Origin of the sequence: Arthrobacter zhaoxinii (genome assembly GCF_024385505.1) — a bacterium.
In the GTDB taxonomy this organism is placed as follows: Bacteria; Actinomycetota; Actinomycetes; order Actinomycetales; family Micrococcaceae; genus Arthrobacter_B; species Arthrobacter_B zhaoxinii.
Window position 1 is genome coordinate 677,925 of record NZ_JANFLT010000006.1, and the last position, 19,359, is coordinate 697,283.

19 protein-coding genes are annotated in these 19,359 nt (G+C 67.2%); all 19 read left to right on the top strand.

Translation table 11 applies throughout. The features are described 5' to 3' along the window. Positions 1 to 5: 5 nt before the first annotated feature. Positions 6 to 2,168 (top strand): acetyl/propionyl/methylcrotonyl-CoA carboxylase subunit alpha, encoded by a 2,163-nt coding sequence (locus NNX37_RS14510; RefSeq protein ID WP_255793420.1) that lies wholly within the window; start codon positions 6 to 8, stop codon positions 2,166 to 2,168. Beyond that, positions 2,155 to 3,318, top strand: a complete 1,164-nt coding sequence (locus NNX37_RS14515; RefSeq protein ID WP_255793421.1) for an acyl-CoA dehydrogenase family protein — start codon at positions 2,155 to 2,157, stop codon at positions 3,316 to 3,318. The genes NNX37_RS14510 and NNX37_RS14515 overlap by 14 nt, the downstream gene beginning before the upstream one ends. Positions 3,319 to 3,362: 44 nt before the next feature. Continuing rightward, positions 3,363 to 4,148, top strand: a complete 786-nt coding sequence (locus tag NNX37_RS14520) for a CoA transferase subunit A (protein WP_255793422.1) — start codon at positions 3,363 to 3,365, stop codon at positions 4,146 to 4,148. 1 nt (position 4,149) lies between these two features. After that, positions 4,150 to 4,791, top strand: a complete 642-nt coding sequence (locus NNX37_RS14525; protein WP_255793423.1) for a CoA transferase subunit B — start codon at positions 4,150 to 4,152, stop codon at positions 4,789 to 4,791. Positions 4,792 to 4,822: 31 nt separating this feature from the next. Next, positions 4,823 to 5,329 (top strand): MaoC family dehydratase, encoded by a 507-nt coding sequence (locus tag NNX37_RS14530; RefSeq protein ID WP_255793559.1) that lies wholly within the window; start codon positions 4,823 to 4,825, stop codon positions 5,327 to 5,329. A gap of 43 nt (positions 5,330 to 5,372) precedes the next feature. Further along, positions 5,373 to 6,182, top strand: coding sequence for an HpcH/HpaI aldolase/citrate lyase family protein (locus tag NNX37_RS14535; RefSeq protein WP_255793424.1), 810 nt, complete (start codon positions 5,373 to 5,375; stop codon positions 6,180 to 6,182). A 65-nt stretch (positions 6,183 to 6,247) separates the two neighbouring features. Then, positions 6,248 to 6,925: an NAD(P)H-binding protein gene (locus tag NNX37_RS14540; protein ID WP_255793425.1), complete on the top strand. Its 678-nt coding sequence runs from the start codon at positions 6,248 to 6,250 to the stop codon at positions 6,923 to 6,925. A 61-nt stretch (positions 6,926 to 6,986) separates the two neighbouring features. Beyond that, positions 6,987 to 8,228, top strand: coding sequence for a 1-deoxy-D-xylulose-5-phosphate reductoisomerase (dxr, locus tag NNX37_RS14545; protein ID WP_255793426.1), 1,242 nt, complete (start codon positions 6,987 to 6,989; stop codon positions 8,226 to 8,228). 37 nt (positions 8,229 to 8,265) lie between these two features. Further along, positions 8,266 to 9,609, top strand: coding sequence for a M50 family metallopeptidase (locus tag NNX37_RS14550; RefSeq protein WP_255793427.1), 1,344 nt, complete (start codon positions 8,266 to 8,268; stop codon positions 9,607 to 9,609). Between the two features lie 564 nt (positions 9,610 to 10,173). Then, a complete protein-coding gene (locus NNX37_RS14555) occupies positions 10,174 to 10,596 on the top strand; it encodes a hypothetical protein (RefSeq protein WP_255793428.1) in 423 nt (140 codons plus the stop codon). Between the two features lie 444 nt (positions 10,597 to 11,040). Continuing rightward, positions 11,041 to 11,667 (top strand): MarR family transcriptional regulator, encoded by a 627-nt coding sequence (locus NNX37_RS14560; RefSeq protein WP_255793429.1) that lies wholly within the window; start codon positions 11,041 to 11,043, stop codon positions 11,665 to 11,667. Next, a complete protein-coding gene (locus NNX37_RS14565; protein ID WP_255793430.1) occupies positions 11,668 to 12,021 on the top strand; it encodes a hypothetical protein in 354 nt (117 codons plus the stop codon). Positions 12,022 to 12,080: 59 nt separating this feature from the next. Continuing rightward, the gene (locus NNX37_RS14570; RefSeq protein ID WP_255793431.1) at positions 12,081 to 12,371 is read left to right on the top strand and encodes a YciI family protein; all 291 of its coding nucleotides are present in this window, start codon (positions 12,081 to 12,083) and stop codon (positions 12,369 to 12,371) included. 139 nt (positions 12,372 to 12,510) lie between these two features. Next, positions 12,511 to 13,677 (top strand): flavodoxin-dependent (E)-4-hydroxy-3-methylbut-2-enyl-diphosphate synthase, encoded by a 1,167-nt coding sequence (gene ispG, locus NNX37_RS14575; RefSeq protein ID WP_229953274.1) that lies wholly within the window; start codon positions 12,511 to 12,513, stop codon positions 13,675 to 13,677. After that, positions 13,652 to 14,536, top strand: coding sequence for a GNAT family N-acetyltransferase (locus NNX37_RS14580; protein WP_308206332.1), 885 nt, complete (start codon positions 13,652 to 13,654; stop codon positions 14,534 to 14,536). Before ispG ends, NNX37_RS14580 begins: the two co-directional genes overlap by 26 nt. 218 nt (positions 14,537 to 14,754) lie before the next feature. Next, positions 14,755 to 15,642 carry a hypothetical protein gene (locus tag NNX37_RS14585; RefSeq protein WP_255793432.1) on the top strand — a complete coding sequence of 296 codons (888 nt, stop codon included), beginning with the start codon at positions 14,755 to 14,757 and terminating at the stop codon, positions 15,640 to 15,642. Between the two features lie 142 nt (positions 15,643 to 15,784). Then, positions 15,785 to 16,468, top strand: coding sequence for a hypothetical protein (locus NNX37_RS14590; RefSeq protein WP_255793433.1), 684 nt, complete (start codon positions 15,785 to 15,787; stop codon positions 16,466 to 16,468). A gap of 200 nt (positions 16,469 to 16,668) precedes the next feature. Next, positions 16,669 to 17,388, top strand: coding sequence for a hypothetical protein (locus tag NNX37_RS14595; protein WP_255793434.1), 720 nt, complete (start codon positions 16,669 to 16,671; stop codon positions 17,386 to 17,388). A gap of 166 nt (positions 17,389 to 17,554) precedes the next feature. Further along, a complete protein-coding gene (locus NNX37_RS14600) occupies positions 17,555 to 19,354 on the top strand; it encodes a proline--tRNA ligase (RefSeq protein WP_255793561.1) in 1,800 nt (599 codons plus the stop codon). Positions 19,355 to 19,359 lie beyond the last annotated feature (5 nt).

Below are 19,359 nucleotides of genomic sequence, written 5' to 3' on the forward strand. Positions count from 1 at the left end.
CGACTATGACCCCGCAGCCCTCTAACGCCGCACCGCTTTTCGACACCGTGCTGGTCGCCAACCGCGGCGAAATCGCCTGCCGGGTGATCCGCACCCTGCGCACACTCGGGATCCGCTCGGTGGCGGTCTACAGCGACGACGACGCCGGCGCCCGCCACGTGCGTGAAGCCGACCTGGCAGTCCGGCTGGGCCCAGCGCCCGCCCGGGACAGCTACCTGTCCGTGGACGCCGTGCTCGCGGCCTGCCGCAGCACCGGGGCGCAGGCCGTGCATCCCGGGTACGGCTTCCTGAGTGAAAACGCCGAGTTTGCCTCGGCCCTCGCGGACGCCGGAATCACCTTCATCGGCCCGCCCGTCCGTTCCCTCGATTTGATGGGGGACAAGATCCGGGCCAAGAACCATGTCCAGGCACACGGCGTGCCGGTGGTTCCCGGCATCGCGGAGCCTGGCCTGGACGATGCCCGGCTGCTGGCGGCCGCGGCCGACGTCGGCTATCCGATCCTGATCAAGCCCTCCGCCGGCGGAGGCGGCAAGGGCATGCAGGCCGTAGAGAACCCCGGGGACCTGCCGGCGGCGCTGCAGACCGCGCGGCGGGTGGCTGCCTCGGCCTTCGGGGACGACACCCTGTTCCTGGAACGGCTGGTCTCCTCACCCCGGCACATCGAGGTGCAGATCCTCGCGGATACCCACGGGAACGTGGTCCATCTGGGGGAGCGGGAGTGTTCCCTGCAGCGCCGGCACCAGAAGGTCATCGAGGAAGCACCGTCCGTGCTGCTGGACGCGGCCACCCGGGACCGCATCGGGGAGGCAGCCTGCAACGCCGCCCGGTCCGTGGACTACACCGGTGCCGGAACCGTGGAGTTCCTGGTGTCCGACGCCGCTCCGGACGAGTTCTTCTTTATGGAAATGAACACGCGCCTGCAGGTGGAACATCCGGTGACCGAAATGGTCACCGGAGTAGACCTGGTGGCGGAACAGCTCCGCATCGCCGCCGGCCATCCGCTGTCCCTCAAGCAGGAGGACGTCACCCTGACGGGGCACGCAGTGGAAGCCCGGATCTACGCAGAGGACCCGGAGCGGGACTTCCTGCCGACGTCGGGCTCGGTGCAGTGGCTGCGTGAACCCGACGGCGAGGGCATCCGCGTGGACTCCTCCCTGCTGCCCGGCCTGGCCGTGTCCTCCAGCTACGACCCGATGCTGGCCAAGGTTATCGCCTGGGGACCGGACCGCGCCGCCGCGCTCGCCCGCCTGGACACGGCGCTCGCCGGTACTGCGGTGCTGGGCATCGGCACCAATGTGGAATACCTCCGGCTGCTGCTGGCCGATCCCGATGTCCGTGCCGGACGGCTGGACACCACCCTGATCGAGCGGCGGCTGCCCGGGCTGAAGTTCCGGTCCCCGCAGGCTCCCGAGATCGCGGCCGCCGCCCTGCTCTATCTGCAGGGCCTGGAGGTCCCGGCGTCGGGGTCGCCCTGGCGGCGGGCGGACGGCTGGCGGATCGGCGGCAGCGGAGCGGAGGCAGGCAGCGGCAACGCCGGCGCGCCCCTGCACCTGGTGTTCGCCGCCCCGGCGTCCGACGGCGGCGACGTCGACGTGAGCGTGACGGGAACCGCACGGGACGCAACGGTACGGATCGGCGGGACGGTATACGCTGCCGGACTGACGGCCGGCGCCGACGCCCGGACCGGCGGACGCGTCAGCGTTTCCCTGGACGGGGTGCTGCATACCTTCACGGGGGCCGCCGAACCGGGCACCGGCGCGTTCTGGCTGGCCGGAGGCAGTGCGGGGGAGCTGTTCACGGTGCGCCTGCGCCTGCGGAGCCGCCGCGAGCAGCTGGACCGCCAGCTGGCCGCGGCCGGCCGCGAAGCCGGCGACGTGGACCCCGCGGTCCGCTCGCCGATGCCCGGCACCGTGGTGGCCGTGGCCGTGGCGGACGGCGACCGGGTACTTGCCGGTACGCCGCTGCTCAGCGTGGAGGCCATGAAGATGGAACACCAGCTGCGCGCTCCGATGGCCGGCATCGTCTCCCTCAGCCTCCGCCCCGGGGATCTGGTCAAGGCCGACCAGGTCCTTGCCGTGCTCACACCGGAACCGGTATCCGGTTCCCTCCCTAACCCGCACGATGACCCGCCCGCCCAGAACCAAGGAGAAGACCATGCCCGACTTTGACCTCAGCGAGGAATACCAGGACCTCTCGGACACCGTGCGGGACTTCGCCGACGAAGTCATTGCCCCCGTGTCCGCCCAGCACGACGCGGAGCACAGCTTCCCCTACAAGGTCATCGCCCAGATGGGGGAGATGGGACTGTTCGGCCTGCCCTTCCCGGAGGAGTACGGCGGCATGGGCGGGGACTACTTCGCCCTGGCCCTCGCGCTGGAGCAGATTGCCCGAGTGGACCAGTCCGTGGCCATTACCCTGGAAGCCGGAGTCTCCCTCGGCGCCATGCCCGTGTACCGCTTCGGCAATGAAGAGCAGAAGCAGCAGTGGCTGCCCCTGCTGGCCAGCGGCGAGGCGCTCGCAGGGTTCGGCCTGACCGAACGCGAGGCAGGGTCCGACGCCGGCGGCACCAAGACCACCGCGCGGCTGGAGGACGGGCAGTGGGTCATCAACGGCAGCAAGGAGTTCATCACCAACTCCGGCACCGACATCACCCGCCTGGTGACGGTCACCGCCGTGACGGATACCGTCACGGAGCCGGACGGTTCCGTCCGGAAGCTCATTTCCACCATCCTCGTACCCACCGGAACACCGGGCTTCACGGCGGAAAAACCGTACAACAAGGTGGGCTGGAACGCATCGGACACCCATCCGCTGACGCTGACCGACGTCCGGGTGCCCGAGGCGAACCTGCTGGGTGCCCGCGGCCGGGGCTTTGCGAACTTCCTGCAGATCCTCGACGAGGGGCGCATCGCCATTGCCGCCCTCGCCACCGGTGCCGCCCAGGGGTGCGTGGATGAATCCCTCCGCTACGCGAAGGAACGCGAGGCCTTCGGTGCGGCCATCGGCACCTATCAGTCGATCTCCTTCAAAATCGCCCGCATGCAGGCCCGGGCCCACACCGCCCGGCTGGCCTACTACGACGCGGCGTCCCGGATGCTTGCCGGCCGCCCGTTCAAGACCCAGGCAGCCATCGCCAAGATGGTGGCCGGCGAAGCAGCCATGGACAACGCCCGCGACGCCACCCAGATCTTCGGCGGCTACGGCTTCATCAACGACTTCCCCGTCGCCCGCCACTACCGCGATTCCAAGATCCTCGAAATAGGCGAAGGAACTACTGAGGTGCAGTTGATGCTGATTGCCCGCAGTATGGGCCTGTGACAACCGCCCGTGTCTTTGCCGACCGACTGTGAACGGATAAGCCCATGATCAATAAGGTGTACCCCGGTGCGGCCGAGGCCGTCGCCGACATTCCCGACGGCGCTTCCCTGGCTGTGGGCGGTTTCGGCCTCTGCGGCATACCGGTGGCGCTGATCGACGCGCTGCATGAGCAGGGCACCACGGACCTGGAAACGGTGAGCAACAACTGCGGCGTGGATGACTGGGGCCTCGGCCGCCTCCTGGCGGACCACCGGATCCGGCGCACCACCAGCTCCTACGTGGGCGAAAACAAGGAATTTGCCCGCCAGTTCCTGTCCGGGGAACTCGAAGTAGTGCTGACCCCGCAGGGCACCCTGGCCGAGAAGCTGCGTGCCGGGGGCGCCGGCATCCCGGCCTTCTTCACCCCGGCCGGGGTGGGCACGCAGGTGTCCGAGGGCGGCCTGCCGCAGAAGTACGACGCCGAGGGCGGCGTGGCGCTGGCCTCCGAAGCCAAGGAGATCCGCAGCTTCTCCGGCGCGGACTATGTGCTGGAGGAATCCCTCACCCCCGACTTCGCCCTGGTCCATGCGGCAAAAGGGGACCGGCACGGAAACCTGGTCTTCCACGCCACCGCCATGAACTTCAATCCGCTCTGCGCCATGGCCGGGCGGATCACCATTGCCGAGGTCGAGGAACTGGTGGAACCCGGTGAACTGGACCCCGAACACATCCACGTTCCGGGGATCTTTGTCCAGCGGGTGGTGCTGGCCTCCGACGGGGAGAAGCGGATTGAAAAGCGGACCGTCACGGCCGCCGAAAGCAGAAGCACCAACGGAAGCAAGGAGTCCTGAGATGGCACTGTCCCGCCAGGAACTGGCCGCCCGGGTAGCCCGCGAGCTGCAGGACGGCCAATACGTGAACCTCGGCATCGGCATGCCCACGCTGATCCCCAACTACATCCCCGAGGGCGTGGAAGTGGTGCTCCATTCCGAGAACGGAATCCTCGGCGTCGGGCCGTACCCCACCGAAGACCAGCTGGACCCGGACCTGATCAACGCCGGGAAGGAAACCGTCACCGTGAACAGCGGTGCGTCCTTCTTTGATTCCGGTGCCTCCTTCGGGATGGTGCGCGGCGGGCATGTGGACGTGGCGGTGCTGGGCGCCATGGAAGTGGCGGCCAACGGCGACCTGGCCAACTGGATGGTGCCCGGGAAGATGGTCAAGGGCATGGGCGGGGCCATGGACCTGGTGTTCGGAGCCAAGCGCGTGATTGTCATGATGGAGCATCTGGACCGGGCGGGACGGCCCAAGATCGTGCGGGAATGTTCCCTGCCGCTGACCGGAAAGGGCTGCGTGGACCTGATCGTCACCGATCTGGCCGTGATCGAGGTCGGGCCGGAGGGGCTGGTCCTGCGCGAGACCGCCCCCGGCGTCAGCGTCGAGGACGTACTTGCCGGCACCGATGCCCCGCTGGAGGTTTCCCTTGACGTATGAGGAGCCCGGCGCGGGAACGGACGAGCCGGCGATGGCTCCCCGGATCATTGAGCAGCGCGGCCTCTGGTACGAGGAGTTCCAGCCCGGGGTCGTTTACCGGCACCGGCCGGGCCGTACGGTGACCGAGGCGGACAACGTCCTGTTCACCACCCTGACCATGAACACCCAGGGCCTGCACCTGGATGCCGCCTACAGCGCAGCCTCTGAGTTCGGGCAGCGGCTGGTGAACTCCATGTTCACCCTGGCCACCATGGTCGGCCAGTCGGTGGCGCAGCTGACGCAGGGCACCCTGGTGGCGCAGCTGGGGCTGGGGGAAATCAGCTTTCCGCATCCCCTCTTCCACGGCGACACCCTCTATACCGAGACTGAAGTGGTGGATATGAGGCTCTCCTCCTCCCGGCCCGGGCAGGGAATCGTCACGCTGGCCCATACCGGCAGGAACCAGCGCGGCGACGTCGTGGCCAGGTGCAGCCGGACGGCCCTGATGTGGACTGCCGAGGGATACGCCGCGCAGGAGGCAGGCACCGGGACACGGTAGGTTGGATCGGCAAGCAACGCCGAAGATACCGAGGAGTACAGCCATGACCACCTTCCCCATGGGACCAGCACTGCTTTTCTGCCCGGGGGACCGGCCGGAGCGCTTCGGCAAGGCGGAGCGGGCGGATGCCGTCATCCTCGATCTGGAGGATGCCGTCGCTCCCCGGGACAAGGAAGCGGCCCGGAAGAACCTCATCGCCGCGGAACTGGATCCCGAACGCACCATCGTCCGGGTCAACCCGCTCGGGACCGAGGACTTTGAGCTCGACCTGGCAGCCCTGGCACAGACCCCGTACCGCACGGTGATGCTGGCCAAGACAGAGGACGGACCCGCCGTCGCCCGGGCGCTCGCCGGCTTCACCGTCGTCGCGCTGCTGGAAACCGCGTTGGGCGTGGTGCGGGCTGCCGAGATTGCCTCCACGGAGAACGTGGCGGCCCTGATGTGGGGCGCCGAGGACCTGCTGGCCTCGCTCGGCGGAGAATCCAGCCGCCACCAGGACGGGACCTACCGCAGCGTTGCCGTACAGGCGCGGTCCACGGTCCTGCTGGCCGCGGGCGCCTTCGGCAAGGGAGCCATCGACTCGATCTACGGCAACATCCCGGATACCGAGGGACTCGAGGTCGAAGCGCGCGACGCCGTCGCGTCCGGTTTCGCGGCCAAGGCCTGCATCCATCCCGGCCAGGTCGCTGCCGTGCGCGCTGCCTATGCACCGGACCCGGCCGATGTCACGTACGCCGAGCAGGTGTTGGCCGAGGCCAGGAACCACGGGGGAGTGTTTAACTTCCGCGGACAGATGATCGACGGTCCGCTGCTGAAGCAGGCCGAGCAGACGCTGCGCCGCGCGCAGGGCTGACTTCCCGGGCAGGGATTGTTGCGGGCGGGGAATCATCCGCCCGTGACGGCCGCTACTCTTTCATCATGCGCATAGTCACAGCGGGAGCCCACGGAAGAATCGCACGCGAACTCGGACGTCTGCTCGCGGCCGACGGACACGATGTTGCCGGCCTGATCCGCAACCCGGACCAGGCGGCGGATCTGGAGGCGGACGGCGTTGCACCGGTGGTGCTGGACCTGGAGAACAGCACCCTGGAGGACGTCGTGCAGGTGCTCACCGGGGCGGACGCGGCCGTCTTTGCCGCGGGTGCCGGACCGGGAAGCGGCGCCGCGCGCAAGGACACCGTGGACCGGGCCGCCGCCGTGCTGCTGGCGGATGCCGCCGAACAGGCGGGTGCCGGCCGGTTCCTGCAGGTTTCCTCCGGGGGCCTGGACGCCGTCCGCGGCGGTGCCCGTCCGGAGTCAATGGACGAGGTGATGTACGCCTACCTGGTGGCAAAACTCGCAGCCGAAGAAGACCTGATGGCGCGCAGCCAGCTGGACTGGACGATTGTCCGCCCGGGCATTCTGACCGACGACGCACCCGACGGCAGAGTGGAACTCGCGCCGGAGGTGGAGCGCGCAGCCATCCCGCGCGCCGACGTCGCCGCCGTACTGGCCGAGCTGCTGAAAACCGGCAACGGCGTGCACCAGGCCCTGGGTCTGATCTCCGGGACCACTCCCATCCCCGAGGCCGTGCAGGCACTGCCGGCGGCCGGCTAGTTCCGGACACGCCGCCGGTCCGGCACTGCCCGCCGCTACCCGGCTGCGGGATACTGGAGGCATGCCTTCCGAACCGATCTCCTCTGACCACGACTACGTCCGCGCCCGCCGGCCCGGTGCGGACCACCTGCCCCGGCGCGTGGTTCTGCTCGGCTCCACCGGATCGATCGGCACGCAGGCCATCGACGTCGCCGACGATGCGCCGGAGCGGTTCCGCATCGTGGCGCTGGCCGCAGGAGGCTCCAACCCGGAGCTGCTGGCACGCCAGGCCGTACACACCCGGGCCGAAGCGGTAGGCTGCGCAGCCATCGACCTGCCCACCCTGCACCGGCACATCTCCGACGCAGCCGCTGCGGCGGGGATCACCGGATATGCCCCTGAACTGTTTGTCGGGAAGTCCGCAGCCACCGCTATCGCTGCCTGGACCGAAGCCGACGTGGTCCTCAACGGCATCACCGGATCGATCGGACTCGAACCCACGCTGGCTGCCCTGGCCGCCGGGCACCTGCTGGCCCTGGCGAACAAGGAATCCCTGATCGTCGGCGGGGAGCTGGTGAAGCGTGCGGCGGCTCCCGGGCAGCTCGTTCCCGTGGACTCCGAACACTCGGCGCTGGCACAGGCGCTGCGCTCGGGCACGCATGCCGAAGTGGACCGGCTCGTCGTCACGGCGTCCGGCGGCCCGTTCCGCGGACGAAAGCGCTCCGAGCTGGCGGATGTCACGCCCGAGCAGGCGCTGGCGCACCCCACCTGGAACATGGGCCGCGTGATCACCACCAACTCGGCCAGCATGGTCAACAAGGCCCTCGAAGTCATCGAGGCGCACCTGCTCTTCGACATCCCGCTGGACCGGATCGACGTCGTCGTCCATCCGCAGTCCATGGTGCATTCCATGGTCCAGTTCGTGGACGGCTCCACCCTTGCCCAGGTCTCCCCGCCGGACATGCGGCTCCCGATTGCCCTGGGCATGGGCTGGCCGCACCGCGTCCCCGGTGCCGCACAGCCCTGCGACTGGACCCGGGCCACGGAATGGACCTTCGAACCCCTGGATGAGGAAGCCTTCCCCGCCGTCGCCCTGGCCAAGCAGGCAGCCGCTGCCGGCGGCACGAAGATGGCCGTCTACAACGCCGCCAACGAGGAAGCCGTGGATGCGTTCCACGACGGACTCATCAGATTCACAGACATCGTTGATACGATCGCCGCCGTACTTGACCAGGCCCCGGACTCGGGGCCGCTCACGCTCCAGTCGCTGCTGGCGGCCGAAGAGTGGGCACGTGCCGCCGCGCGGAAGCGCTGCGGACGATGACCTGCCCCGCAGCTGCAGTTGAAATGAAGGAAGCCCGTTGACCATTCTGCTTTTCATCCTTGGTGTGCTGTTTGTGGCGGTCGGCATCGCTGCCTCGATCGCCCTGCACGAGGTAGGCCACCTGCTGCCGGCCAAGGCCTTCAAGGTGCGGGTCACCCAGTACATGATCGGATTCGGACCCACCGTCTTCTCCCGGACCCGGGGCGAAACCGAATATGGGTTCAAGGCACTGCCCCTGGGCGGCTACGTGTCCATGGTCGGGATGTTCCCGCCCAATAAGGAGCACGACGGCGAGGTGCGCCGCTCCAGCACCGGGATGTTCCAGCAGCTCGCCGCCGAAGCGCGGCAGGCCGAGACCGACCGCCTGGTCGAGGGCGACGAGGACCGGGTCTTCTATCGGCTTCCCGTGTACAAACGCATCATCATCATGCTCGGCGGGCCGTTCATGAACCTGCTGATCGGCGTCGTGCTTTTTGCGGTCCTGCTCATGGGCTTCGGCACCGCCCAGACCACCACCACGCTGGCCGAGGTCAACAAGTGCGTGATCACTGCCGAGCAGCAGGCCGCCACGGGCCAGACCGACTGCACGGAGGCCGACCCGGCCGCACCCGCGCATGAGGCCGGCCTGCTTCCCGGGGATACCATCACGAAGTTCGACGGCCGGGACGTGACCTCCTGGGAAGAGCTGACGGGCTGGATCCGTGAGGCGGCGGGCAAGACGGTTCCCCTCACCTACGAGCGGGACGGCGTGGAGGCCTCGACCAGCATCACGCCGCTGCTCACCGAACGCCCGGTGGTGGGCGACGACGGCGCGGCCAAGACCGACGACGACGGAAACTACCTCACGCAGGAAGTGGGCTTCATCGGCGTCGGCGCCGAGCAGGAACTGGTGAACCAGCCGGCCAGCGCCGTGCTGCCGACCGTGGGGGACAATCTGGTCAACATTGCCGGCGTGGTGGTCAACCTTCCCCAGCGGCTGGTCGACGTTGCCCAGGCGGCGTTCTCCTCCGAACCCCGGGACCCGAACGGACCCATGAGCGTGGTGGGCGTAGGCCGCATCGCCGGGGAAATCTCTGCGGAGGAAGCCATTCCGCTGACGGACCGGGTGGCAACGTTGATCGGCCTGGTTGCCAGCGTCAACCTTGCACTGTTCGTCTTCAACCTCATTCCGCTGCTGCCCCTGGACGGCGGCCACGTTGCCGGAGCCCTGTGGGAGGGACTGCGGCGCCGCGTGGCGAAGCTGTTCCACCGCCCGGACCCGGGCCCCTTCGACATGGCGAAACTGCTTCCGCTGACGTACGCGGTGGCGGTGCTGCTCATGGCGATGGGCGCGCTGCTGATCTACGCGGACATCGTGAAGCCGGTCAGCCTGTTCAACTAGGGTTGCCGGTGCTCGGGGCTTGCGGGGCGTGGTTCCGTTCCGGTTCCCGTTACGGTTCCCGTTACGGTTCCCGTTACGGTGCCCGGAACGGCGGCAACGAAATCCCTTGCTCGCAGAGCTCGCCGGGATATTAAAGCCGTCTTATCCGGGCACCTTGCACGGGTGCGTCCCCGGGTACCGCATTGGCCGGGCGCCTGCTCGGCACTGTCACCGCGTACCGAGGCCGGGCGCCTGCGCGGCACTGTCCCGGAGTACCAGCCCTGGGCGGACGCCTGCGCGGCGCTGTCCCGGAGTACCAGCCCTGGGCGGACGCCTGAACGGTCTTGCATCGGGTACCCAGCTACCCCCGTGACCCATCTACTGCGGCATTCCCCTCCGGTTTGCCCAGATCCCTGCGGCTTGTCCGGATCCCTGCGCCGCGCGGCGCAGGGAATGCCACAAACCGCAGGGTTTTTCCTCAAATCGGGCTCGGACATCGGATCCAGGTGGTTCACGACCCGGTGTGGCAGGATGGCAGGCATGATTTCCGGGGGAGAAGCAGAGACAACGACCTTTCGTACGAGGATGCCGGCACGGTACCGGCTGATCGTGGGGGTGCTGGGCTTCGCCGCCGCGGGCGGGACCGTTCTCGCGACTCTGGATGCCGGACCGGTGCCGCTTGTGGTGGGCCTGCTGGTAGCTGTGGCCTTCGCCGCCGTCGTGCTGATGATGGCCCGGATCCGGGTGGGGCCCGAAAGCGTCCAGATCCGCGTCGCCGCGATGTTCGCCACCGAGATTCCGTTTCGGGACATAAGAGGCGCCTCAGCAGGACCGGTGACCGGGCTGGGAGAGGGGATGGGACTCCGGATTCTCCCGGACGCCACAGGTTACCTGGTGGGCGGACCGTCAGTTCGGATCGAATGCGGACAGAGCGCCGTGCTGGTGTCCTGCCGCGAACCCGAACGGCTCCTGTCCTGCCTCGCCCGTCAAGGAGTACCCACTCCGTAGGCTTCCCGGCCAGCACCCGCGGCTCGGCTACTGCAGACAGGGGAAACAGCAGAGGGTCCCACCGGCTGGGACAGGTGATCACTCCTGGGGTCACATCCACCACAGCAGCACCACGTGGTGGGATGCTGTGTCCGGCCCGGATGCTCCAGGCGGGGAAAGGGCACAGGGTCCCACCGAATGGGACAGGTGAGCACTCCTGGGATCACATGCGTCACAGCAGCACCACCTGGTGGGATGCCGTGTCCGCGCCGGATGCGCCAGGCAGGGGAAACAGCACAGGGTCCCACCGACTGGGACAGGTGAGCACCCTGGGGTCCCATGAGCCACAGCAGTACCACGTGGTGGGATGCTGTGCTGTGCGGGGCCCGGCGAGCCAAACGGTTGCATTCCAAATTGAACCCATATCTGGTTGCAATCTGATTTGCATACGCTTACGGTTGCAAGATGTTCGTCCTCACAATCGACCAACGCAACAGCCAGGGCAGCGGAGATAAGGTGCCGCAGCTCCTCGCATCCCTGGCCGACCTGCCGATGCTGCTGCCCTTCGAGCGGTCGGTAGGCGATGAAGTCCAAGGTGTCTGCGACTCGGCCCAGACCGCTACCGACGCCGTACTCCAGGTTCTGCGGGACGGGAACTGGTACGTGGGGGTGGGTGTCGGGCCCGTCCATGAACCGCTGCCGCTCAGTCCCCGGGAAGCAGGAGGACCCGCTTTCGTCGCGGCACGGCAGGCAGTGGACCGGGCCAAGAAAAGCGGCGACCGGCCGCCCATCGCGGTGGAGGGATCGCCGGGCGCTCCCGACGCTGAAGCGGTCCTGGTCCTGCTTGGACGTCTGATTGCCGAACGGACGGACGCCGAATGGCGGATCCTGCAACACGTCGACCCCGGTAAATGGGGCTCCCAGACGGCAGCCGCCCGTAAGCTCGGCATCAGCTCACAGGCGGTGAGCAAGGCGGCCCGGCGGGCCGGCTGGCAGGAGGAATGGGCCGCACGACCGGCTGCGGCAGTACTGCTGGCGCGTGCGGATGACCTCGCACGCGGACAGGGAAACAGCTCAACGAAGGACGGATAAATGACGATTGTGTGGGTCGTGATCGGACTCCTGGCCGCCGCGCTGCTCGGCTGGCCGGTGACCGCCGGCGTGCTGCGCCTGGCCAGCGCCGTCCAGAATCCGCCGCCCCCGCCACCGACTGCCGTTCTCCGCGGCGGTCTGGCCATCGGCATGCTGGAGCGCCTCGCCGTCGCCGCCGCCGTCCTGGCCGATGAACCGGTGGCCATTGCGTACGTCGTCGCCGTGAAAGGCCTGGGCCGGTACGCCGAACTCAAGGAAACCCCCGCTGCGGCAGAGCGCTTCATCATCGGCACCCTGGCCTCCATGCTGTGGGCGGTGGCGGTAGCCGTTCCCGTCCGGCTGCTCCTGTTGTAATCAACGGCGCCCGGGCCAGGCTTACGGCAGCAGTCCGGGCATCCCGTAGGCTTGAAGGCATGAGTATTTTCGCAGTTGAGTATGTCTACGACGCCGATTCAGCCGAACTCCGCGACCAGCACCGTCCCGCGCACCGCCAGTGGCTGCAACAGCTCGTGGACGAGGGGCATGTCCTGTCGGCGGGAGCCTTCGTGGACGGCGCGGGTGCGCTGCTCCTGTTCGTCGCAGAGGATGAAGCCGGCCTGCTCGCTCTGCTGAAGCAGGATCCCTTCGCCGTCGTCGGTGCCATCTCCGGCATGAAGACCACCGCCTGGAAGCCGGCCCTCGGAGCGTTCTCCGCCCTCGCGTAACCGTACGTTCTAAGCCCACAGTGATATTCACCCGCCTCCAGCAGTCTCTGCCCGGGCCGGGGTGATAATAGGAAGGGCGCGTTTCATTAGCGCGCGCTTCACAGCCTAATACCTGCCGTTTCGGCACATGGAGGACGTTTTGACCTCGGTCAACCTTGGAATGCCAGCTGCACCGCCGCCCACGCTTGCGCCCCGGCGCAAGACCCGCCAGATCAAAGTGGGATCCGTTGGAGTTGGCTCGGACTCGCCGATCAGCGTTCAGTCCATGACCACCACCCCCACCACGGACATCAACGCCACACTGCAGCAGATCGCCGAACTGACGGCGTCCGGCTGCGACATTGTGCGCGTAGCCTGCCCCAGTGCCGACGATGCCGCCGCGCTGCCGATCATCGCGAAGAAGTCCCAGATCCCCGTGATCGCGGACATCCACTTCCAGCCGAAGTATGTCTTCGCGGCCATCGACGCCGGCTGTGCAGCCGTGCGGGTGAACCCCGGAAACATCCGCAAGTTCGATGACCAGGTCAAGCAGATCGCCAATGAGGCGAAGGCCGCCGGTGTCTCCATCCGCATCGGTGTCAATGCCGGCTCCCTGGACCCGCGGCTGCTGGCCAAATACGGCAAGGCAACGCCGGAGGCGCTGGTTGAATCCGCCGTCTGGGAAGCATCCCTCTTCGAGGAACACGACTTCCACGACTTCAAGATCTCCGTGAAGCACAATGACCCGGTAGTCATGGTGCGCGCGTACGAGCTGCTGGCCGAACGCGGCGACTGGCCGCTGCACCTGGGCGTGACCGAAGCCGGTCCGGCCTTCCAGGGCACCATCAAGTCCGCCACGGCCTTCGGCGCACTGCTGTCCAAGGGCATCGGCGACACCATCCGGGTTTCCCTCTCCGCCCCTCCCGTGGAGGAAATCAAGGTGGGAAACCAGATCCTGCAGTCGCTGAACCTGCGGCCCCGCAAGCTGGAAATCGTCTCCTGCCCGTCCTGCGGCCGCGCCCAGGTGGACGTGTACACGCTCGCCGAGCAGGTCACTGCAGGTCTCGAAGGCATGACCATCCCGCTGCGCGTTGCCGTGATGGGCTGCGTAGTAAACGGACCCGGTGAAGCACGCGAAGCGGACCTGGGTGTAGCCTCCGGTAACGGCAAGGGCCAAATCTTTGTCAAGGGCGAAGTTATCAAGACTGTCCCCGAAGACCAGATTGTGGAGACCCTCATCGAAGAAGCGATGAGGATCGCAGAAGACATGGGAGAACCCGATGGCGAGGATGCTGGGACGGGTGGCCCCATGGTTACCGTCAGCTAAGTCGAGTATCCGCAGCGCCGCCTCGAGCGCGGCGCTGCGGATCCTGGGCGACGACGACACCGTCGCGCTCTGGGACCTGGCCGCCGCTGATCCGGTGGCCAACATTTTTATGCTCTCCCATCTGGAGGCCACCCGGACGGCGGCGCCCACCTCGGCGGGCGGACGGATTGTCGGAGTGTTCGACGGCGGCATCCTCACCGGTGCCTGCTGGTCCGGAGTGAATGTGGTGCCGGTTAACCTCGACGCAGGCAGCGGCCCGGAGGTTGGACGGTACCTGGCCCGGTCGCGGACCCGGTTCTCCTCCATCTTCGGTCCCGCGGAGGCAGTGCTCTCACTCTGGTCCGAGCTTCGGGATGTTTCACCTCAGCCCTTCGATATCCGCCCCGAGCAGCCGTTGATGCAGATGGCGGGCCCCTCCGCTGTTCCGCCGGCGCCGGGGCTGCGTCCTGCCCGCGTCGACGAACTGGATGTGCTGCTGCCGGCCTGCACCGCCATGTTCGAGGAGGAAGTGGGGTACTCGCCGGTGTCCAACGGCGACCGGCACTACCGGCAGCGGGTGAAGGGCCTGATTGAGCGCCGTCAGTCGCTGGTGGACTTCGACGCCGCCGGGCGGGTGGTGTTCAAAGCCGAACTCGGCACGGTCTCCGCGCAGGCTGCACAGATCCAAGGGGTGTGGATGAACCCTGAATACCGCGGACAGGGACTGAGTCGGTCCTACATGTCCGCCGTTGTTGCCGCCGCCCTGGAGGTGGCCCCGCTCGTCAGCCTGTACGTGAACTCCTATAACGCACCCGCCCGCGCCACCTACGAGGCCGTCGGCTTCGAGCGGGTGGGCACCTTCGCGACCATCCTGTTCTAGCCCTCCGCAGCGTCCGGTCCTGCCGGACCTTGGGTGACGTCCCCGGCGTCGGGCGGACCTGTTCGTCGCCGGGCACGCAATGCCGTAGGCTCTGGGGCACGCACTGGGCACGGGGGAGCAAAGTGTAATGCCGGCCGGCAGTGCACCGGCCGCCCCTGTACCGCTGCGAAGGAGCGGGCAGGACCCCTGTCCGCCAACGTCGATGTTGGGGGATCACCATGGCTACTTTCACCACCGGGACAGGCTCTGCACAGCGGAGCACCGGAAACCGGCAGCGGGCAGGAGTTGCGGGCCTTGGCCTGGCACTGGCCCTGGTCCTCACCGGGTGCGGGGGAGAGGGCGAGCCGGCCGCTCAGGACAAGGCGGGCTCGAAGCCGTCTCCGTCGGCGTCCGAGCCGGACACCACGTCCGCCAAGCCGTCGCCGTCGGCCTCCAAGTCCGCCAAGCCGTCGCCGTCGGCCTCCAAGTCCGCCAAGTCGTCGCCGTCGTCAGCGGCATCCAGAGGCAGCGGCGCAGCCGGGGGAGGGGTAGTCAGCGGCACCGAGCTGGCAGCCGCCCTGACCGAGATGAACATTGACCTGGACATGGGCGGCACGGTGCTGGAAGAGGCACAGCTGAAGCAGAACACGGCCCAGAGCGTGGAGGCCATGAAGGGTGTCGAGTACAGCCCCTGCAACCCCACCGAGGGTACAGATCCAACGAGGGCCGTGCGCGAGGCCAGCATGGGTGCCATGGTGATTGACGGCAATCTCCCCGGTACGCCGGACACCATTTCCGTCCTGAGCTGGCCCGATGAAGGACCCGTTACCGAGGAAATCGAGGTGAGCAAACGGCAGCTGGCTTCCTGCCCCGAGTACAACCTGACCGCCAACGGGCGGACGGTTTCCGTGGCCGGTGAAGCGCTGGACATGCCTACCGTCGGCGACGCGTCGCAGGCATACGTCACCCGCCAGAGCATCGACGGCGTCACGCAGACCTCGGTGGTACTGACCGCATGGTCCGGTACTAATTCCGTGCAGATCACCCTTTACGAGGCCGACCCCCAGGAAAGCGTCCGCTACGTCACGCCGATCCTCGAAGATGTCCTGGACCGGATAGGGAACTAATGCCGTTTTAGGGTGAGCTGGGCCACGCCGCTAGGATGCTCAGTGAACTTCCTACCCGGAAGTCGTGGCACTCGCCCGCCGGCCTAGTACTTGTCGCTGCGGAGGGCGAGGCCCGCGGAAAACATGCACATTTGGGGGACCAGTGAAGAAAACCATCAAGACGAGCGCCCTGCTAATAGCCGGCGTCTTTGTCCTTTCGGGCTGCGGCGGCGGGAATCCGGAATCCGGCGAGTCTTCCGCACTGGCAGTCGGGCAGGACCAGTATTCGGCAGACGAGCTCGAAGCGGCGCTGGAAGCGGTCAAGGAGGACGGGATCCTGACGGGTGCCGTCGAAAACGATGCGATGCTGCGCCCGCAGTTCGAGAAACCGTCCTACACTGATATCACCATCTCGCCGGAACAGTGTGCGGCGCTTCTCTCGTCCACCTTCGACCGCAAGCTCCAGGACGGCAACCTGGCCTTCGGGGGACTCAACGACTCGGATGTGCTGACGCTGGTCAGCTATGAAGATGCCTCCGTTCTGGAAGAGCAGGTCGAGGGCAGCGGGCAGGCGCTGACGGACTGTGCGGAACTCCAGATGAACAACGGCACAGGGCAGATCACCGCTGCCCTGGAGAAGATTGACGCCTCTTCGGAGGCGCCGACCACGCAGGCCTACCTGACGACGATCGGCCAGCCCTCGAGCGGAGAGGCTGTCCACGTCATCGGAATCTCGGGCACCGTCCAGGTCAGTGCCACCCTGTTCGACCCGGCGGACGTGGAGGCGGCCGTCGCCGACGGCGAGGAAGCCGTCAACGCCGTGCTCACCGAGCTGGAACAGCAGTAACCTGCCCGGTTTTCGCGCGGGCAAAAGGGCCGGACCTGCAGGTGCAGGCCCGGCCCCGTTTTCGTGTGAAGCCAGTCACAGCGGTAGGATCCACAGTGAACTTCCTATCCGGAAGCCACGGCACCATTTCGGCGGTCATACATCACCGTGTTCGAGTGGACTGCAATACATCCAACATTGGGGGAAAAATGAAGAACACCATGAAAGCCAGTGCACTCCTCGTGGCAGGCGTCTTTGTCCTTTCGGGCTGCGGCAGCTCCGAAGGGAAGTCGGAATCCGCATCGGCTGCTGAAACCAAGCCCGCATCAGCAACACCCACCCCCACGCTGGCCGTCGGCCAGGAGCAGTACACGGCGGACGAGCTCGAAGACGCGCTCACAGCCGTGAAGGAGGCCGAAGGCCTCGCCGGCCAGATTGCCAACGATGCGATGGTGCGTCCCGAACTCGGAGCTGCGGAGGATGCCTTGGCAGGAATCGCTGTCACCCCGGAGGAGTGCGGCGAACTCCTAACAAACGGGCTGGGTGAAAAGCTGAACGACGGTGTCTTCGGCATCATGCAGCTCAGCGCCACCGACACGGTGACGATCATCAGCTACACGGATGAATCGTTCATCGAGGAACAGATCAAATCGAATAACCAGCAGCTGGAAGACTGCAGCACGTTCACGATGGAAGCGAACGGGCAGTCCCTGGCTGCCTCCGGCAAGGAGGTCGAGGCCACCACTGACGCCCCGACCACGCAGGCGGTCGAAGTAATGACCAGCATGGGCGGCGAGCAGACAACGGCGCTCCAGATCGCCGCGCTTTCCGGCACCACCAACATCACGGTCGCCGTCCAGGATCCGGCGGACACGGCAGCGGCCGTGGCCGATGCCGAGGAGATCATCAACGCGGTACTTGCCGAGCTGGAAAAGAAGTAACCGGTTCCCTCCCGCTGTACCCTCGACCGGGGCCGGACCTGCAGGTGCAGGTCCGGCCCCGCCGTCGTCGTACGCCTGTGCGGCAACGACAGCGGAGCGCGTTAGATTAGTAGGGCATACATTCTTGAGAGATGCAGCCGAATGGCTGCAGAAACGGATTCCCAGCGTGGTCCTTCGACTTTCCACCCTTTTCCTGCGCACCCTGCGCGAAGACCCGGCCGACGCCGACGTCGCCAGCCACCGGCTCCTGGTCCGGGCCGGCTACATCCGCCGGGCCGCACCGGGCATCTACTCCTGGCTTCCGCTGGGCCTGCGGGTGCTGGGCAAGGTCGAGAACATCATCCGCGAGGAAATGGCCGCCATCGGCGCCCAGGAAGTGCACTTCCCGGCGCTGCTGCCGCGCGAGCCGTACGAGACCTCCAACCGCTGGACCGAATACGGCGAGAACCTCTTCCGCCTGCAGGACCGCAAGGGCGCGGACTACCTGCTGGCACCGACCCACGAGGAAATGTTCACCCTCCTGGTCAAGGACCTGTACAACTCCTACAAGGACCTCCCGGTGTCCCTGTTCCAGATCCAGACCAAGTACCGCGACGAGGCACGGCCGCGCGCCGGACTGCTCCGCGGCCGCGAATTCATCATGAAGGACTCCTACTCCTTCGACATGGATGACGAAGGCCTGGACGCCAGCTACCAGGCGCACCGCGGGGCCTACCTGCGCATCTTCGAGCGCCTGGGTCTGGAGATCGTCGTCGTTTCGGCAGTCTCGGGCGCCATGGGCGGGTCCAAGAGCGAGGAATTCCTGCACCCGATGGCGGTCGGGGAAGACACCTACGTACGTTCCGCCGGCGGTTACGCGGCCAACGTTGAAGCTGTCACCACCGTGGTTCCGGCCGAGATTGACTACACCGGTGCCCCCGAGGCCCGCGTAGTGGACACTCCCGACACCCCCACCATTGAAACGCTCGTGAACGACGTCAACGCCCGCTTCCCGCGCGAATCGGGGAAATGGTCTGCTGCCGACACCCTGAAGAACGTGGTCCTCGCCGTCACCCTGCCCACCGGGGAACGGCGCATCGTGGTGGTCGGCGTTCCGGGAGACCGCGCCGTCGACCTCAAGCGCATTGAAGCCAACATCAGCTCCCACGTAGGAATGGGCGGCGAACTCGCCGTCGACGCAGCCACGGACGAAGACCTCAAGAAGCACCCCGGCCTGGTCAAGGGATACATCGGTCCGGGCCTCAGCCCGGCCGAGCCCGTCCTGGGCACCGAATCCGCCACCGGCCTGCTGTACCTCGTGGATCCCCGCGTGGTCTCCGGCACCAGCTGGATCACCGGCGCCAACGAATCCGGCAAGCACGTCATCGGCCTCGTCGCCGGCCGTGACTTCACCTGGGACGGCACCATCGAGGCCGTCGAGGTCCGCGAAGGTGATGAAGCGCCGGATGGCTCCGGACCGCTTGAAGCCGCCCGCGGCATCGAAATGGGCCACATCTTCCAGCTCGGCCGCAAGTACGCCGATGCCCTGGGGCTGAAGGTCCTGGACCGCAACGGCAAGCTGGCTACCGTGACCATGGGGTCCTACGGCGTCGGCGTCACCCGCGCGGTTGCAGCCCTCGCCGAATCCCACCACGACGACAAGGGGATCATCTGGCCCCGCGCCGTGGCCCCGGCCGACGTCCACGTGGTCGCCACCGGCCGCGGCACCGAGATTTTCGACGCCGCTGCCCAGCTGTCCGAGGAACTCGAAGCCGCGGGACTGGAAGTTATCTATGACGACCGCCCCAAGGTATCCCCGGGCGTGAAGTTCGGCGACGCCGAACTGATCGGTGTCCCCACCATCCTCGTGGTGGGCCGCGGACTCGCGGACGGCGTCGTGGAAATCAAGGACCGCGCCACCGGTAACGCCGAGAACGTTCCCCTCGCCGAAGCGGTGGAGTACGTGCGCCGCGCAGCCGCGCTCTAACCTCA

Bases quoted from the DNA above. Each gene is read 5' to 3' on its own strand.
- NNX37_RS14570 (WP_255793431.1), top strand. From the start codon at position 12,081: ATGAGTATTTTCGCAGTTGAGTATGTCTACGACGCCGATTCAGCCGAA.
- NNX37_RS14595 (WP_255793434.1), top strand. From the start codon at position 16,669: ATGAAAGCCAGTGCACTCCTCGTGGCAGGCGTCTTTGTCCTTTCGGGC.
- NNX37_RS14535 (WP_255793424.1), top strand. From the start codon at position 5,373: ATGACCACCTTCCCCATGGGACCAGCACTGCTTTTCTGCCCGGGGGAC.
- NNX37_RS14525 (WP_255793423.1), top strand. From the start codon at position 4,150: ATGGCACTGTCCCGCCAGGAACTGGCCGCCCGGGTAGCCCGCGAGCTG.
- NNX37_RS14565 (WP_255793430.1), top strand. From the start codon at position 11,668: ATGACGATTGTGTGGGTCGTGATCGGACTCCTGGCCGCCGCGCTGCTC.
- NNX37_RS14520 (WP_255793422.1), top strand. From the start codon at position 3,363: ATGATCAATAAGGTGTACCCCGGTGCGGCCGAGGCCGTCGCCGACATT.
- NNX37_RS14560 (WP_255793429.1), top strand. From the start codon at position 11,041: ATGTTCGTCCTCACAATCGACCAACGCAACAGCCAGGGCAGCGGAGAT.
- NNX37_RS14540 (WP_255793425.1), top strand. From the start codon at position 6,248: ATGCGCATAGTCACAGCGGGAGCCCACGGAAGAATCGCACGCGAACTC.
- NNX37_RS14530 (WP_255793559.1), top strand. From the start codon at position 4,823: ATGGCTCCCCGGATCATTGAGCAGCGCGGCCTCTGGTACGAGGAGTTC.
- NNX37_RS14585 (WP_255793432.1), top strand. From the start codon at position 14,755: ATGGCTACTTTCACCACCGGGACAGGCTCTGCACAGCGGAGCACCGGA.
- NNX37_RS14510 (WP_255793420.1), top strand. From the start codon at position 6: ATGACCCCGCAGCCCTCTAACGCCGCACCGCTTTTCGACACCGTGCTG.
- dxr (WP_255793426.1), top strand. From the start codon at position 6,987: ATGCCTTCCGAACCGATCTCCTCTGACCACGACTACGTCCGCGCCCGC.
- NNX37_RS14515 (WP_255793421.1), top strand. From the start codon at position 2,155: ATGCCCGACTTTGACCTCAGCGAGGAATACCAGGACCTCTCGGACACC.
- NNX37_RS14555 (WP_255793428.1), top strand. From the start codon at position 10,174: ATGCCGGCACGGTACCGGCTGATCGTGGGGGTGCTGGGCTTCGCCGCC.